Source organism: Bacteroides sp. 1001136B_160425_E2 (assembly GCF_015559655.1).
In the GTDB taxonomy this organism is placed as follows: domain Bacteria; phylum Bacteroidota; class Bacteroidia; order Bacteroidales; family Bacteroidaceae; genus Bacteroides; species Bacteroides luhongzhouii.
On the sequence record NZ_JADMQH010000035.1, the window covers coordinates 1 to 17476 of the forward strand.

General features: G+C 32.6%; 17 protein-coding genes. All 17 read left to right on the forward strand.

Annotated features, from left to right (window positions below; genetic code table 11):
- Nucleotides 1-79 precede the first annotated feature (79 nt).
- Nucleotides 80-1615 (forward strand): lipopolysaccharide biosynthesis protein, encoded by a 1536-nt coding sequence (locus I2I04_RS22440; protein ID WP_229127032.1) that lies wholly within the window; start codon nt 80-82, stop codon nt 1613-1615.
- A 3-nt stretch (nt 1616-1618) separates the two neighbouring features.
- Nucleotides 1619-2728 carry a polysaccharide pyruvyl transferase family protein gene (locus I2I04_RS22445; protein WP_195655893.1) on the forward strand — a complete coding sequence of 370 codons (1110 nt, stop codon included), beginning with the start codon at nt 1619-1621 and terminating at the stop codon, nt 2726-2728.
- Between the two features lie 17 nt (nt 2729-2745).
- Entirely contained in the window at nt 2746-3822 is a 1077-nt protein-coding gene (locus tag I2I04_RS22450; RefSeq protein WP_195655894.1) for an acyltransferase, read from the forward strand.
- Nucleotides 3823-3860: 38 nt separating this feature from the next.
- A complete protein-coding gene (locus tag I2I04_RS22455) occupies nt 3861-5591 on the forward strand; it encodes a thiamine pyrophosphate-binding protein (RefSeq protein WP_195655895.1) in 1731 nt (576 codons plus the stop codon).
- Nucleotides 5588-6457, forward strand: a complete 870-nt coding sequence (locus I2I04_RS22460) for a DUF5672 family protein (protein WP_195655896.1) — start codon at nt 5588-5590, stop codon at nt 6455-6457. The genes I2I04_RS22455 and I2I04_RS22460 overlap by 4 nt, the downstream gene beginning before the upstream one ends.
- A gap of 221 nt (nt 6458-6678) precedes the next feature.
- Nucleotides 6679-7356 carry an acyltransferase gene (locus I2I04_RS22465; protein ID WP_195655897.1) on the forward strand — a complete coding sequence of 226 codons (678 nt, stop codon included), beginning with the start codon at nt 6679-6681 and terminating at the stop codon, nt 7354-7356.
- Nucleotides 7357-7478: 122 nt separating this feature from the next.
- Nucleotides 7479-8036 (forward strand): acyltransferase, encoded by a 558-nt coding sequence (locus I2I04_RS22470; protein WP_195655898.1) that lies wholly within the window; start codon nt 7479-7481, stop codon nt 8034-8036.
- A gap of 140 nt (nt 8037-8176) precedes the next feature.
- Nucleotides 8177-9394, forward strand: coding sequence for an O-antigen ligase family protein (locus I2I04_RS22475; RefSeq protein WP_229127033.1), 1218 nt, complete (start codon nt 8177-8179; stop codon nt 9392-9394).
- Nucleotides 9381-11048, forward strand: coding sequence for a hypothetical protein (locus tag I2I04_RS22480; protein WP_143258746.1), 1668 nt, complete (start codon nt 9381-9383; stop codon nt 11046-11048). Before I2I04_RS22475 ends, I2I04_RS22480 begins: the two co-directional genes overlap by 14 nt.
- A gap of 26 nt (nt 11049-11074) precedes the next feature.
- Entirely contained in the window at nt 11075-11950 is an 876-nt protein-coding gene (locus I2I04_RS22485; RefSeq protein WP_143258745.1) for a decaprenyl-phosphate phosphoribosyltransferase, read from the forward strand.
- Nucleotides 11951-11955: 5 nt separating this feature from the next.
- A complete protein-coding gene (locus I2I04_RS22490; protein WP_143258744.1) occupies nt 11956-12558 on the forward strand; it encodes an HAD family hydrolase in 603 nt (200 codons plus the stop codon).
- A gap of 97 nt (nt 12559-12655) precedes the next feature.
- Complete coding sequence (locus I2I04_RS22495; RefSeq protein ID WP_120069962.1) at nt 12656-13012, forward strand: SMR family transporter; 357 nt, start codon at nt 12656-12658, stop codon at nt 13010-13012.
- 7 nt (nt 13013-13019) lie between these two features.
- Nucleotides 13020-13988: an NAD-dependent epimerase/dehydratase family protein gene (locus I2I04_RS22500; protein ID WP_143258743.1), complete on the forward strand. Its 969-nt coding sequence runs from the start codon at nt 13020-13022 to the stop codon at nt 13986-13988.
- Between the two features lie 18 nt (nt 13989-14006).
- Entirely contained in the window at nt 14007-14795 is a 789-nt protein-coding gene (locus tag I2I04_RS22505; RefSeq protein WP_195655900.1) for a glycosyltransferase family 2 protein, read from the forward strand.
- Between the two features lie 24 nt (nt 14796-14819).
- On the forward strand, nt 14820-15890 hold the full coding sequence (locus tag I2I04_RS22510; RefSeq protein WP_229127034.1) for a glycosyltransferase family 4 protein: 1071 nt from the start codon (nt 14820-14822) through the stop codon (nt 15888-15890).
- Nucleotides 15891-15911: 21 nt separating this feature from the next.
- A complete protein-coding gene (locus I2I04_RS22515) occupies nt 15912-16454 on the forward strand; it encodes a glycosyltransferase (protein WP_143258741.1) in 543 nt (180 codons plus the stop codon).
- Nucleotides 16451-17008, forward strand: a complete 558-nt coding sequence (locus I2I04_RS22520; protein ID WP_143258740.1) for a glycosyltransferase family 4 protein — start codon at nt 16451-16453, stop codon at nt 17006-17008. The genes I2I04_RS22515 and I2I04_RS22520 overlap by 4 nt, the downstream gene beginning before the upstream one ends.
- Nucleotides 17009-17476: the final 468 nt, after the last annotated feature.

Consider the following 17476-nt stretch of genomic DNA (forward strand, 5'->3'; position numbering starts at 1 on the left):
TGGACAATGTTGCTTGACATATATATCATTTATAAGACTGTGGCGAATGTGATTGTGGGGGAGAAGAATGCGTATTAAGATGGAAAATCATAACAGTAAACGATTAGTTAAAAATACGCTATTATTATATGTGCGCACAATTATAGTCATGTGTGTCAGTTTATATACATCAAGAGTAATTTTAGATGTATTGGGAATAGAAGATTATGGTATCTATAATGTGGTTGGAGGATTTGTTGTGATGTTTTCTGTTTTTTCCGCATCATTATCAAATTCCATTACACGTTATATCACATTTGAATTAGGATGCCATAATATGGAAAGGTTACGTACAGTCTTTTCTATGAGCCTTAATATACAAATAATAATTTCTCTTATAATAGTTCTGTTGGTAGAATTAGTAGGTGTATGGTTTCTAAATTATCGATTGAATATTCCATCGGATAGACTGTATGCTGCAAATTGGGTTATACAGTTTTCGTTATTCACATTTGTTGTCAATCTAATTAGTTTACCATATAATGCTTTAATTGTAGCCTATGAAAAGATGGATATGTTTGCATATATATCTTTATTAGAAGCATCATTGAAATTAGGTGTTGTTTATTTATTGTTCATGTCACCTATTGATAAATTGATTTTTTATGCATTTCTTCTTGCCTTGGTTTCATTATTGATACGTCTGATCTATGGTTGGTATTGCACACATAAATTTACAGAGTGTAGATATGTATTTGTGTTGAACAAATCATTGTTGAAGAATATGTTAGGTTTTGCGGGATGGAATTTCTTAGGGACCGGAGCTTATTTAACAGGTACAAATGGAGTGGATATATTGTCTAATATGTTTTTTGGCGTTACGGTAAACGCTGCTCGTGGAATCGCTAATCAGGCAGGTAATGCAGTTCGGCAATTTGTTAATAATTTTGCTACTGCACTTAATCCCCAGATTATTAAAACTTATGCAGATAATAATCTTGATATTTGTTTTTCTACGGTGCGTCAAGGAGCTAAGTATTCATATTGTTTAATGCTTTTTTTTTTCATACCATTTGTATTAGAGGCAAATTATATACTTCATTTGTGGTTGAAAGAATTTCCAGATCAAACAGTTGTGTTTTGGCAGCTAACGATGTTGGGAATATTAGTGGATCTTCCGGGGGCTCCTTTAACAATTCTTGCCCAAGCCATAGGTCATATTCGGAGATACTATATATATATGAGTTTAATAGGAGCGCTTGTATTTCCAATTTCATACTTTTTATTTTATTTGGGATGGCCTGCATATTCGGCTTATGTAACATATATTGTAATTTACACTTGTCTTGTTTATGTACGTCTTATTCTTATGAATAAACAAATCGGTTTTCCTATTAATATTTTCTTGAAGCAGGTGATAGGGCGCATCGTTTTCGTTACAGTATTGTCGTTTATATTGCCGATAATACTAATTAATATTATGGATGAAGGATTTTTACGTTTGATATCAGTGGGATTTGTGAGTACTTTATCACTAGTAGTATCTATGTTTTATATAGGTATGCAGAAGTCTGAACGTGTAGAGGTGATAGGCTTTATAAGGAATAAGTTATATCATATTTATAGCAAGGAATAATAGATGAAAGTTCGTATCGTTACTTGGCTTGGAACAGGTAATTTTGGTACCAGTTTGCAGTCTTATGCATTGCATAAGAAGCTGCAAGAAATGGGGTATAGTGTATCTATTCTCCACTATTTTACCCTTGATGATTTTACTTTTCGAGGGAGGATCTATAAATGGTTGATGTTGGGTCGGACTTTATTATCACAGATGCTCAAAGGGGAGTATTTCTCAAAAAAACAGAAAAAAATACGCAAGTTTAATAAACAGAATTATTGTCATCAGATAATTAAGACTAATAGACAGTATAAATGTTTGCTTCAAGAAACGAAGACATTTATTACTGGCAGTGATCAGATTTGGAATTGTTACCATGGTTTTGCTCCTTTCTATTTTTTAGATTTTGCGGGAGATGTCAAAAGGATGGCTTATGCTTCAAGTATGGGTACGAGTGATTTCCCTTTGGCGTATAAGTCAGTTGTAAAGGAATTGCTTGCAAAATTCAGCCATATTGGTGTGCGTGAAAAGACTGCTGTTCCCATTATTAGTGAATTGCTGGAAAGAACTGATATTGTTCAAGTGTCTGACCCGACTTTTTTGCTTTCATCTACTCAATGGTTGGATTTTGCAATGACGGCTGATATTGAGATTGAAATACCGTCTCGTTTTATTTTGTGCTATTTTGTGGGGAATAATCGTTCGTATCAGCAGCAAGTGGAGGATATAAAACAGCACTTAGATATAGAAAAAGTGATTCTTATTCCGTCTTTGGAAAATAAATATATGCAATTACCTTATGCACAAATATACAAAGCTGCCGGACCTAAGGAATTTGTTCGTTTACTGTCTTGTGCTTCTTTCATTTGTACAGATTCTTTTCATGCGATAGCACTTTCTATCAATTTGCAGAAAGATTTTATCGCTTTGAAACGTTTTCAAGATACAGACGAGAAATCTCAAAATTCGCGTATTTATGATGTTCTTGAGCATTATGGATTGGATCATCACATATATGAGAATAAAGATTTGAAACTTTATCAACCTATTTCTTATGAGTTGATAAACTTAAAAGTGATTCATGATCGAGAAGAATGTATCGCTTATCTAAGAAATGCTATTGAAGAATAATTAACCAATGCTTTTTTATGAATAATAAGGAGAAAACACTTAAACACAATAATTTAAGAAAATCGAATTTTGAATTATTGAGACTGGTAGCTATGTTTTTGATTATCTGCCACCATTTAGTTATTAGAAGTGCACAAACTTGTGGTTATACTCATCCTTTTAATATAAATGAAGACGTTTTAGTGGGAGGTATTGGATTGATAATCAATAGTTTATCAATTTGTGGTGTGAATCTATTTTTATTGATCAGTGGTTGGTTTGGTGTAAAAAGAATATGGTCACAAATAGTTCGACTTATTGTTGATTGTGTGATATATTGTTTGATAGCAAATTTGTTGTGCATTTTTGTGTTTGGATATCCGTTCAGTTGGCATGAATTATTTTTTAGCTGCAATTTTCTTAATAATTGGTTTGTCACGGCTTTTATTATGTTTTTGCTTATGATTCCATTAGTAGAACGGGCACTTGAAAATATAGATATAAAGACATTGGGCAAATTCATTATTTTATTGACTGTTTTTAATGTTTTGTTCGGATATTGTGTGGGGGTATTGAATACTAATGGATATAATGCTATAAATTTTGTTTATTTATATGTAATAGGACGTTATTTGAGATATTGCAGTTCGTATCCTTTTTACAAAAAATGGGCATCACATGGCTATATACTGTGGTTGTTGTGTGTGATTCCTTTAGTTATAGGCTTTTTATTATTGACTCATTTTGTTCCTTGGCGAGAAAGTTTGTCTCAAAAGTATTTTGGTTATAATAATCCATTTGTACTCTTATCTGCTGTTGGATTCTTTCTTTCTTTTTCTGTTATACAGGTGCATAATTTATTGATTAATAAATTGGCTAAAGGGGTATTTGGTGTATTTCTTTTGCATACGACATCTATTTTTATCTATTATAGGGTTACTTATATTAGGACTTTATATGAAGAGCATGGCTATGTTGCTTTGTTGGTTGTAGCATTATTGATATTTGTTATAGGTTCTTTTATAGCTTTTTTTGTAGAAAATTTTAAATCACTATTTGTAGAAAAGATAGGAAAATTGAAGAAAGTAAGAAGAGTTAACTCTCCATTCGAATGATATTTTTGAAAGTTTTATAAATAACATAAAGTATAAAGATGAATACTCATTATTCAAGTGAAAAAGGGATACAGATTCTTGTTAAGCTACTTAAAGAACATCATATAAAGCGGGTTATTACTTCGCCAGGTGGCACAAATATGATGTTGAATGCTTCATTAATGTATGATGGAAGTTTTGAAATGTATTCATCGGTAGATGAACGTTCTGCGGCCTATATGGCTTGCGGTATGGCAGAAGAATCGGGTGAACCCGTTATGATTACTTGTACAGGAGCAACAGCAGCTCGTAATTATATGCCTGGATTAACAGAAGCATACTATCGTAAATTGCCTATTCTGGTAGTAACAGGGACCCAGGATTTACGTCGTTTGGGCAATCTATATGACCAAGTAACCGATCGTAGTGTACATCCGAATGATATTTTAACGTTTAGTACTTATATACCTACAGTTCGTGATGATAAAGATGCTGATAGTGCTGCTCTGAAAATCAATCAAGCGATTTCGGCTTTGACACTTCACGGTGGAGGGCCTGCGCATATAAATTTGGAAACGGTGTATAGTTGTGATCTTTCAGTGACTTGTCTGCCTTCTGTAAAAGTAGTAAAACGTATTTCGTATGATGATGAATTACCTACATTACCGCAGGGGCGGATAGCTATATTTATAGGTTCCCATCGAGCGTTTACTGAAGATGTAACAATGAGTATTGATCGTTTCTGCGAAAATCACAATGCTGTCGTTTTTTGTGATCATACAAGTGGTTACAAAGGGCGTTTTCGACAGTTGGATGCACTGCTTTCCTTGAAAGGAGCTAAATGTTTGGATAATATTCGTTTACTGATCCATTTAGGTGAAATTTCAGGCGATCATTTCAACATGGGGGCTTGTGCTAAAGAAGTCTGGCGTGTAAATGAGGATGGGCAATTGCGTGACCGTTATGGTAAGTTGACTTATCTTTTTGAAATGAGTGATAAGCATTTTTTTGAATCCTATGCAAACAAAGATTGTTGCCCGGGTATTTCTTTTATACAAGAATGTAGGGCAGAGTATAATAAAATGTATGATGAGTTACCAGAACTTCCTCTTTCCAATGTGTGGATGGCAAAAACTTTGGCTCTTAAAATACCGGAATCTTCAATTATTCATTTTGGCATTCTGACTTCGCTTCGTTCATGGAATTTCTTTGAGGTATCAAATTCAATCCAGTCGACAAGTAATGTCGGTGGATTTGGTACTGATGGTATATTATCTTCTTTGTTAGGAGCATCGCTGGTTAATCCAAACAAGCTTCATTTTTGTGTTATAGGTGATTTAGCCTTCTTCTATGATATGAATGCGCTGGGAAATAGACATTTGGGTAATAATTTACGTATTCTTTTAGTGAATAACGGTAAGGGATGTGAGTTTACTCATCATCTAAATCCTGGTCATATATTTGAAGAGGATGTAAATCAATATATTGCAGCAGCTGGACATTATGGGAATCAGTCACCAACACTGGTTCGTGATTACGCGCGTAATTTAGGAATAGATTATCTTACAGCAAACACTAAGGAGACTTTTTTAGCAAATATAGAAGCTTTTGTCAATCCGGTTATTAATAAATCCTGTGTTTTTGAGGTTTTTACTCGGGATATTGATGAGAATGAAGCTTTGAAGATAATGGCGAATGTAGCTTCTATGAAACATCAAATTAAAGAGGGGATAAAAAGTATAGTTGGTGAAAAAGGGGGTAAGTTTATTAGAGACTTGATAAAGAAATGAAAAGTTGCATTGTTGTTATTCCTGTATATAAAGCTGATCCGAAAGGAACAGAGGTGGCGTCTTTTAGACAATGTATTAAAGTTCTTAAGAGTTTTGACTTATGTCTAGTAACTTATGAGGAATTGGACTTAACTGTCTATAAGGGAATAGCAAAAGAGTATTCTAAAGAAGTTAAGGTTAAGTGTTTTGAACGTCACTTTTTTGCTTCTGTAGCAGGTTACAATAAGCTGTGCTATAATATTGATTTTTATTCGGCATTTCGTAATTATGATTACATGCTAATATATCAGTTAGACGCGTGGGTATTCCGTGATGAATTGCAAATGTGGTGTGAGAAAGGATATGATTATATTGGTAGTCCCTTTTTTAAGGATATATCTTCTAAAGGAACATATTCTTTGTATAGTAAAGAAATGTTAGGTGTAGGTAATGGAGGCTTTTCTTTACGTAGAATACAATATTGTATAAAGTTGCTTGAGAGATGGAAATGGTTCCCTTATTTAACTCCAGGCTATTTATGGAAAATATATTCAGCAGAAAAGTTAAGAGGGGGCTGGAAGAAATTTTATTTGTTTCCTTTTGTTGCTTATATAATATTTTTAAAGACACTAGGAGTCAGGAATACATCGAATCATTTTATTAAATCGGGTATAGTAAATGAGGATATCTATTTTAGTGAATGGGCATTACATGCGTGGGGAGTAAAAGTAAATTTGCCATCGTGTACGGAAGCTTCTTTATTTTCTTTAGAAGTGAATCCATCTTATCTATATGCTTTAAATGGAAAATTACCATTTGGATGTCATGCTTTTGAAAAGTGGGAATTTGATACTTTTTGGAGTAAATACATACAAATAAGCATTTAATACTTCTGTATGTTTCGGGGGATATTGGAGGGATTATAAGGTCTGAAGTAGATAGGACGCAATATGTGATGTTTAATAAAATTTGGTAGATAATTGAGATTTTTTCTTATACTATTTTCCGGTCAAAAAAGATAGGTGAACGGAATAAGGATTTGAAATATGAAATGACTGGGGAATATGTACCGTTTTACTAGTGTTTTAATATGAATTTCTAATTTATAATGAGATCTATTAAATGTATTATAACAGGAATAAGGGAGTTGAATTTATTTTCTACTATATATCTTAATTTCATCACTTTTCCATTTAAAAAGGCGGTACGTTTTCCTATTCTTATATTTGGAAAGATAAGTATAAAGAATGCTCGAAAGGGAAAAATGGTTTTTAATTGTCCACTAAAAACAGGCACTCTTCAAATAGGGAAGTCTGGTTGGGGATTTCTTGATAAAAAGAACTGTCTTACGAAATGGAACATATCAGGTACATTATATGTGTATGGTAGAGCTTCAATTGGTCAGGGGTGTTGCTTAGAGGTAGGGGAAAAGGCTGTGATGATTCTTGGACGAGATTTTATTGTTACAGGTCGTTCCGTTATACTTTGTACTAATCGCATTACATTTGGAGATGAATGTCTCCTCTCATGGGATTTACTTATCATGGATACGGATTGGCATTCAGTGATTTCGACGGCTGATAGCAGAATATTAAATCCTTCCAAACCAATTAATGTAGGAAACCACGTATGGATAGGGTGTAGAAGTGTTATTCTTAAAGGAGTAAGTATCTCGGATAATGTGGTTGTAGCTGCTAATTCAGTTATCAGTCGTAATATAGATAAGGAGTTTGTAGTAGTGAAAGATAACGGTGTCTTGAAAAAGGATGTGAGATGGGAATACTAGGAGATATCGTGGAAATAGAAAGGTTAGAAGTTGCATCTGCCTGAAATATAATAATTAACGATGTAAGATTTTGGTCTTATGAGTCAACGATCAAAAGATACTTATTATAAATAAACGAATATATGTTTTGGCAAAAAATACAGAATTTTTATTTTAAGATTTTGTTTAAAATGGTAGGTCCACATAGGGCTGCTGAACTTATGAGGAGTAAGTTTTATTATCTTGGTAGAAATGTACAGTTATATTCGTGTAGTATACCAGAACCATATTTAGTTAGTATTCATGATAATGTAATTTGTGCTGCAAATGTAAGGTTTATAACTCATGATGTAAGTTGCTTTAATATAGCGCGGTATTTGGGGATTTCATTATCAGAAGTAGATAAGGTCGGTAGTATTGAACTTTTTGAGAACTGTTTTGTAGGGGCATATTCAATACTTTTACCTAATACCTCTGTTGGTGCAAACTCTATAGTTGCTGCAGGTAGTATAGTTACTAGGCATATTCCAGCCGGAGAAGTATGGGGAGGAGTTCCAGCTAAATTTATAATGACTACGGATGAATATGCAGAAAAAGTAATTAAGAATTGTCATAATTATCCGTGGATGGGTAAAAGATGCAATAATAGGGAGCTTATAAAAATGAGACAACAATATTTTTTTAGTAAAAATAAAGTCTAGTATTTTCTTTTGATAGATGATTTCTTCATGTTTGCATTGTAGTATTTAATAATTAGTTTAAGATTCTTATTTATATTCTAATTAGAAAGTGTTTATTAATATTGGGGATGATAAATGGGGGTAATATATTTATATGAGTGATGCGAATTAACCATAAAAAAATAGTCGATTATTGGGGAGTTTTAGTCATAATATTAGGGTCCGGATCATATTCATTTGCTCATAAGTCATATGTTCCAGCATTTATTGTAATGTTGTTAACTTCACTATTTTACCTTTATTATGATAAGCATGCTGTCAATAAACATCGTCTGCATACTTTAGGGTTCGTATATTGTTTGATATATGGAGGAATAATTTTTGTAAATAGGTTTATTATACATACAGATGTATTGAATCATAGCTGGGTGTCTTGGCTGTTTAATTTGATATTTTCTTTTGTTATAATTTGTCGTTATCCATTTTATGTCTTTAAAAAAATATATTTAAATGTTTTAACGGTTTTATCTATAATTAGTTTGATTGTTTTTGGGGGAATTGAATTGGAATTGTTTACTCCTCAAATAGTCAATAGACCCGGAGCTGAAGGGCAATATATGGAATTCTTTTTTCACTGTGTAGGATGGAACTTTTTATTTCATCGGAATGCTGGATTATTTCATGAACCGGGTGCATATCAATATTTCTTGAATTTTGCTCTTGTTTTTTTCATTCCGGAGATAAAAGAAGGAATATTGAAAAGGAAAGAAAAATGGCAAATGTTGGTTATTGTAATCACACTTCTTACAACTCTGTCTACAATGGCCTATATTGCTTTTTTAGGCATAATTTCATTGATTATTTTTTTCTCAAAATATGTAAGGGTACATAGGAGTTTGGGACCAATTGTTGTGTTGTTATTATTGGGATTATTTGTTATAGCGATAAATTCGCCAATAATTGCCCAAAAAATAGGAGAAAATGATGTGGGAGAAGAACATATATCTAAAGTAACTCGTGCTCGTGATTTAATAACTCAGAGTGAAATGACATTAGAACAACCAATTTGGGGGTATGGCATTGCTACAAAAAAATTTGCGAATCGAAATTACGGAAATACAGGAGGATGTATTGGCTTAGTAAATAACTCTGCGTCATTAGGGTTGCTATGGTTACTGATATTTCTTTGTTTTGCTTATAGAGGTATTAAACGGATGCAGTTAGGCGTTCCAACAATTCTTGTTTTATTTATATTTATTTTAATAGAGTGCAATGAGAACTTTGTGGATTTACCTATTACTTATCTATTTATCTTAAATTTTTTGAACTATCAACGTATTAATGTAGATACAAAAATAAAAAATAATGAAAGTGTGTAATATTGGATATATTCAAATCTTTACAATACTTAATACTTTGCTTTTGTCTGGGATAGCTTGGCTGATAGGTTGGCATATCAGTGCTATTCATTTTCCTGTTGCGTTTATATTAAGTGTTGTTATCCTGCATTGTTTTAGGAAGAATATAATCAAAGATGTGAGTATTAGCTTACTTTTGATGTTGTTCGTAATCTTACTATCAGCTATCATTCCTGACGGCAGTTATGACGGACAAGCTTATCATCAACCTATGATTTACGCTTTGTCTCATGGATGGAATCCTGTTTATGATAGTCACAATACAATAATATCAGATAACTGGGAAATGAATATATGGATAGATCATTATTGTAAAGGAATGGAGACTGTTTCGGCAACAATTGTGGCTATGACAGGAAATTTAGAATCAGGAAAGGCTGTCTCTTGGTTACTAGGACTGTCTTCTCTTTTTCTTATTTGTGATTTTCTTGGTAGGAGTGTTGGGGAGAAGACATTAAATTTCAGAAAAAAAATATTTTATACTCTTTGTTTAGCTTTACCTCCCATTTTTGCAACACAAGTGTTTTCATATTATATAGATTTATGTGGGTACTTTACTGTTGTTTGGCTTATTGTCGCTTTATATGGAATTTACAGTAGAAAAGCTATTTTAGATTATTTATTAATGAGTGCCGCAATCATTTTAGCTGGAAGTACCAAATTTAATATGTTATTTTGGGTTGGATTTTTTACTTTGATTTTTTTGATATTTCTTTTTGTACAAAAAAAATATAGATTAATGAATAGGGTTATAGCTGTAGCCGTTGGGGCGGTAGTCCTTACTATTCTAACTTCAGGTTTTAATCCATATATTACTAATACCATTGATCATTGTAATCCTATTTATCCTCTTGGAATTGGAGACAAGGATACTGAATATCTTAATGATGGTGCTCAACCGCTATTTTTGCAAAAGAAGAACCGTGTTATACAAATATTATATAGCTATACTTCTCGTCCTAGTAATATCCTTGATGGAAAATACATTCCACCATATATTGTAACAGAGAATAATATAATGAGTGCCGGTTCTCCTGGTGCTAGAATAGGGGGAGGTGGAATTGTATTTGTAGATATTTTATTACTTTCTTTTATATTGTATGCTATATCTAAAAGGAGTTCAATGTATAAGAATACTTGTATTTTTATAGGTGTGTTATTATCATCTTTGCTGATACTTCCAATGGGAAGTTCATATAGGTATGTGCCTTTTTTCTATATCCTCCCTATTGTGATTCTATTATATACTGAATATGCAGGATTTAAATATAATATTGGGAAGTGGTTGAGACGATTAGTGTATATATTACTTGTACTAAATGTAAGTATGGCTATGACGATTTCTCTAGGATATTCAATTATTAATAAATGTGTGACAGAATACTATGTAAAAGCTATACAGCAAACGAGTCCGCAATACTTTAGAAGTAAAAATTGGAGTTTCAATTATAAAGTTTTTAAAGATGAAATCATAAAGTATGATCCAACGGAAATTGGAGAAGATACGATAGATTATAAAGAAATTCCTTTTCAAAAAAGTATTCCAATATATGTTAATAGAGAAGAGTTGGATAAAACAAGGAAGGGATGGGTTACCAAGTTTTTGATTAAATAATTTTATACTATATGTATGTTCTATTTATGAATTTATTGAGGCTAATTAGACCACAGCAATGGCTAAAGAATTTATTTATATTCTTGCCGTTATTTTTTGGAGGACATATTATGGACTTGTCTTATATGTTTACATCTCTAAAAGTTTTTTTTGCCTATTGCTTTATAGCTAGTAGTATTTATTGTTTTAATGATATTTATGATCGTGAGTCAGATCGATTACATCCCAAGAAAAGGCTACGCCCTATAGCAAGTGGAAGAGTATCAGTGTTTGTTGGATATATACTAATGATGGTGATGTTTACTCTTTCTATAGTAATATGTCTTTTGCTTACTGATGAGATTGCTTGGAAAGTGATAAGTATTATCATGTTTTATTTTATAATGAATATTGCTTATTGTATTAAATTGAAACGAGTTGCGTTGATAGATGTGTTCATTATAGCAGTAGGTTTTGTATTGCGTATATGGGTAGGTGGGATTGCTACTAGCATTTGGATTTCTCAATGGATTGTGTTGATGACATTTCTTCTCGCTTTATTTCTTGCTTTTGCTAAACGTAGAGATGACGTTGTTATGTATGAGGAAAGTGGGGTAAAGGTTCGTTGCAATATTAATCGATATAACTTGCAGTTTATGAATCAGGCAATTACAATAGTGTCGGCTGTTACAATGGTATGTTATATTATGTATACGGTATCACCCGAAGTACAGGAACGAATGCATACCTCTTATTTGTATGTAACATCAATATTTGTATTAATTGGATTATTACGTTATATGCAACTAACAATTGTGGATGTGAAAAGTGGTAGTCCTACCAAAATTCTAATGTATGATCGGTTTATTCAATTGTCTATCCTTGGCTGGCTTTTAACTTTTTTTGTTCTAATCTATTTGTGATGAGTATGCCAAAAGGAAAAAAAACTATTGCCGTATTTGATTTTGATGGTACAATTACAACTAAAGACACTTTACTGTATTTCATTCTTTTTACAAGAGGGTATTGGGCTTTTATGATGGGATTCTTGTTGTATTCCCCTTTATTAATAGCATTTAAGTTAAGGTTGTATCCTAATTGGAAGGTCAAGCAAGCTCTTTTCTCATACTTTTTTGGTGGTATGAATTATAAGGAATTCCAACGGTGGGGGGAAATTTTTGCTGATGAAGTGAAAAAAATAGAGTGTGAATCGACTGTTGATAAATTAAAGGATCATTTGAAAAATGGTGATAAAGTGTATGTGATAAGTGCTAGCATAGATGATTGGGTTCGACCATTTTGCTGTTCGCATTTAGGAGTAACTGCTACTATAGGAACTAAAGTTGAAGTTGATCTTGATGGAAAATTGACTGGGCGTTTCTTAACGAAAAATTGTTATGGTCCCGAGAAAGTAAATCGTTTATTGGAAATAGAACCTGATAGAAAAAATTATTTTTTATATGCCTATGGGGACAGTCGTGGAGACAAGGAAATGTTGGAGTTTGCGGATAGAGGTATAATGATACAATGAATAATAATATTGTCTTATTAATTGAGGTTTATGTCTAATAATGTCTATTGTTGAAATTTACTAAAACAAATTTATATAATTTATATATTGTAACAATATGAATATCATACTGATTTTAGTCAGTGTTTTACTGAATTGTACTGCGCAGCTATGCATTCGTAAAGGTATGTTGCTTGTGGGGGAAACAGGAATGAGTAATATGATTACAAATTTAGGTGTTATGGTAACAAATATTTGGCTTTGGGGAGCTATGATTTGTTATGCACTTAGTATTCTTCTTTGGATGGCAGTTCTCTCAAAAGTAGAAGTTAGCTTTGCTTATCCATTCTTAAGCATAGGATATGTTGTAGCGGCAGTGGTGGGGTATTACTTTTTTGGTGAATCACTTTCTGTTATTCGAATTGTTGGCATTGTAATTATTTGTATTGGTGTGTATTTAATTTCAAGAAGCTAAAATAGTAATGAAGTATTATATTTTTGGAGGAAATGGTTTCGTTGGACGTTACTTAAGTAATGCATTGATTGAGCGTGGAGAGAATGTGGTAGTTTGTGATATCCTTTCTGTACTTGATGAATGTATTAATAAGAAGGCTGAGTTTATAAATGTAGACATTCGTAATAAGTCTGCTATAAGCAAGATTGATATAATGCCTGATGATTTGGTAATTAATTTAGCTGCGAATCAGTATCACACTAGAGTTCCCAAAAATCGTGAAGAATATTTTTATAATACTAATTATGTTGGAACTAAAAATATTCTAGAAGTAATGGAAGAAAAGAATTGTATGCGCTATTTGATGTTTACTACTGATATGACGTATGGTAAGCCGCAATATCTTCCAGTGGATATAAAACATCCGCAAAATCCTTTTGGCCCTTATGGACAAAGTAAAAAGGTATGTGAAGAAATATGTCGGGAGTATCGACAAAAAGGTATGGATATTACTATTTTTCGTCCTCGTATGATTAATGGGCCAGGTCGCTTAGGTATTTTGGTGAAGTTATTTAAGCTAATTGATATGAATTTACCAGTACCTACAATTGGTAATGGCAAGAATCATTACCAAATGATTTCAGTCTTTGATTGCGTTAGCGCTATTCTTTGTGCTATAAACAAAGGACTACCTAACAAAGAATATAACTTAGGCTCTAAGAATCCGCCTGATATTCGTACACTATTACAGAGGGTTATTACGTCGGCAAATAAACATTCTGTAGTAATTCCAACGTCTGGCAAACTCGTAAAGTTAGTATTAGGATTATTGGATAAATATGGTTTTACATTAATGTATCCCGAACAGTTCATGATTGCGGATGAAGAGTATATTTTGGATATTCAGGAAACTGAAAAAGATCTAGATTGGCATCCACAGTATAGTGATGAGGATATGCTGAAAGAGGCATATAAGATGTATAAAAAGAAAAAGTAAGATTTCGCATTCTCAGATATGAACAATAACCTTCCTCGTGTCTCAGTTATAACAGTTTGCTATAATGCTGTTTCTGCCATACAAAGAACTATATTGTCTGTACTTAGTCAGACTTATGAAAATATAGAATATATAATTATAGATGGAAAAAGTACAGATGGTACTTTGGCTATTATAAAGAAATATGAAAGTAGGATAGCTTTTTGGTTATCAGAGCCAGATAATGGCATATATGATGCTATGAATAAAGCTATTGATAAAGCCACTGGCGAGTGGGTTCTTTTTATGAATGCAGATGATGAGTTTGTTGATAATAAGGTAGTAGAGCGTTTCGCTTTTGTTACAAAAACTCATAAAAAATATGCTGCTTATTATGGTGATACGATTCTCCGTTATGGTATAGGAGAAAGACCAATGAGAGCTTTGGGATTGAAAAGTATGCGTTATATGATGGCTTTTTCACATCAAAGTGTGTTCATTCGAACTGATTTGATGAAGGAGAAAAAGTATTCTCTTAAATATAAACTTGCGTCTGATTATGATTTCCTACTTTCAAATTATCTTGCAGGGGAGCAGTTTTGTTATTTGAAATATTATGTTTCGAGAGTGAGGATTGATGCAGGTGCCAGTTTCTCACATTTTATAGAATCGAAGAAGGAAGTACTGCAGATTCATAAGACAAATGGATATGGAAGGTGGGAGGCTTATTGTTATTATTGGAAGGCGGTATTACGCTTTAGGTTAAGCAATATGCTAAAGAGCATAATCCCAAAAGGATTGATAAAATTGTTACTCAAGATTGAATAAATAATAAAAAGATTTGTAGTAGTGATGAGAATACTTGTTGTTTCTTTTTCTGTTAATGGTGCAATGGGGGATAATTTCTTCTTGCTAACAAGATTCTTTTCAAAAGAGCATGAAGTATTTGTTGTGACTAATAAAAATATTGGGTATGAACTATTAGGAACGAAGAATATATGCAACATCCCTTTTGATAGAAAAAAACCTTTAGATTTCGTTAATCCATTGTCATACTATTGTATTTATAAGTATGTTCATTCTCTCGATTTTGATGTGTGTTTCATTCATAGTCCGCATCCAGTGAACAGATTTATCTATAGAATAGTAGACCATGAAAAGATTATTTCTTTTGTTCATGATCATATTCTTCATTCGGGGGTTAGACAATTGGATGCTTATCTTTTGAAGGCTCAATACAAAGATTATTTTAAATATAGCGCAAAAATAATTGTATCATGTCATTTTATGAAAAATGATATACTGCGACTTGGGCTGATAAAGGATGAAGAAAAAATAGCAGTGAATTATTTGGGTTTAATAGAGAATTTAGTATATCCTAAAAATGAAAATAAGATTTTAGACATAGATGTGTTATTCTTCGGTAGAATAGAATATTATAAAGGTCTTGATATATTAGTAGAAGCGGGAAAACAGATGAAGAATGTGAAATTCATGATTGCTGGAAAAGGGGATATAAGTCAAATTTTCGGAATAGATTCGCTGCCGTCAAACTTTGAACATGTTAATAAATATGTGCCTGATAATGAGTTGGCGGGATTGATTCAACGAAGTAAAGTAATAGTATTACCTTATAGAGATGCCACAGGTACGCAGACGGTACAGAGTGTGTTCTATTATGAAAAGCCAGTGATAGCAACAAATACAGGTTGTTTTCCTGAATATATAGAAGATGGAGTAGATGGTATTATTGTACCAGCTTTAGATATTGTGGCCTTACGGCAAGCTTTGGAGAAACTTTTAGGAAATGATGAGCTAAGAAAAACTATGGGGAAAAATGGGTTCAAAAAACTTGCAGTGAAATTCTCTAATGATGAAATTTACAAGAAATACATTTCGATATTTGGCTCGATTTGTAAATAAGAAACAGTTCGAAATAGAATTATGAAAATTTTACATGTTGGTCAAATGATCGGTGGACTTGATATTTATATCCGAAACTCTATTGTATATGCAGAAAGTGGTTATGAATATGTTCTTGTTCATGGAGATAAGGACAATAACAAACCGATAGAGAAAGATGGGAAAGAAATCAAGGAGTATAGAATAAAACTTTATCGAGATTTAAATTTATGGAATGATTTGAAAGCTATTGTGCAGACTGTGAGGATAATAAAGAAAGAATGTCCAGATTTGGTTCATTGCCATAGCGCTAAAGGTGGAATTGTAGGGCGGGCAGCTGGATTCTTGACTCATACGAGAACTTTTTATACACCTCATGCTTTTTCTTTTTTAAGTGCACAATCCGTGGTAAAAAGAAATTTCTTTTTGTTTATTGAATGTATCACGAAATTTAATGCTTGTCTTCTGGCTTGCTCAGAGTCTGAAAAAATAATGGGAGTGAATATGGTGCATTATAAAAAAAACAAGGCTTTTGTATGGAATAATGCTGTACCTGATGCTATAAATGAATTGAAGAAAAAATGAGACAGGATAAATATATTTGTTATATAGGAAGACCGTCGTATCAGAAGAATCCTATTTTTTTAGTAGAAGTAGTGAAAGAGGTTCATACCTTACATCCAGAGGTGGGGTTCTGTTTATTGGGAGTAGGTTATTATTCACCTGATCTTGATAGGATGAAAGCAAAGATTGCTGAATATGGTTTGGATAAAGTTATAGAATTGTTTCCATGGCTTAGCCATAAGGAAACATTGGAATACGTAAAGAACTCAATGTTTTATTTGACTGTAGCTCGATATGAAGGGTTACCTTTGGCAGTAATTGAAGCTATGTCTTTAGGGAAAGCAATAGTTGCATCTGATGTGGTTGGGAATAGAGATTGTGTGGAGGATGGGTATAATGGAAGATTACTTCCTTTTGAGAAAGAAGTATTTTTGAAAGCTATATGTGAATTGCTAGAGGATGAGCAGAAAAGAGAATGGTACGGAGAAAATTCACGAGCTCTTTTTGAAAATAAGTTTCTGATAACTAATAGAATTAAAGAATTAGAAGCTATTTATCAATCATTTTGCTTATAAAATTGTTTTACTACCGAAGTGTAAGATGTGCATTTCTGTCCTATTAAATATATTGAGACTATCATTAAAAATGGGTGTAAAATGAAATGAATTAGTATATGAGTGTTAGACAAAATACGGTATATAATAAATGTTGAAAATGTTGAGATGTAATAAACACGTGAGTGTTTCGTATGTTGAGATGAAGAAAAATGTAGGTCCCTAGTTTCATGCTATAAAAGCATGATTCCCTACATTGTGGATCAGAAATAGCACGACGGTGCCTTTCTGATCTACGCCCTGACATCGGAGGTTAAAGCCGATGTGAATTTCCCACTATATCAACTGTCTGTGAAGATCGTTGATATTTTTTTTGCTTACGTCAATTATAAAGTAAGCATCCGATAAAGGTGTAAGCATCCGATAAAGTACCCGTTTTCTCTGTCATATTTTCATAGCACCTTTGCCTGTGCAATATTGCATGAACTT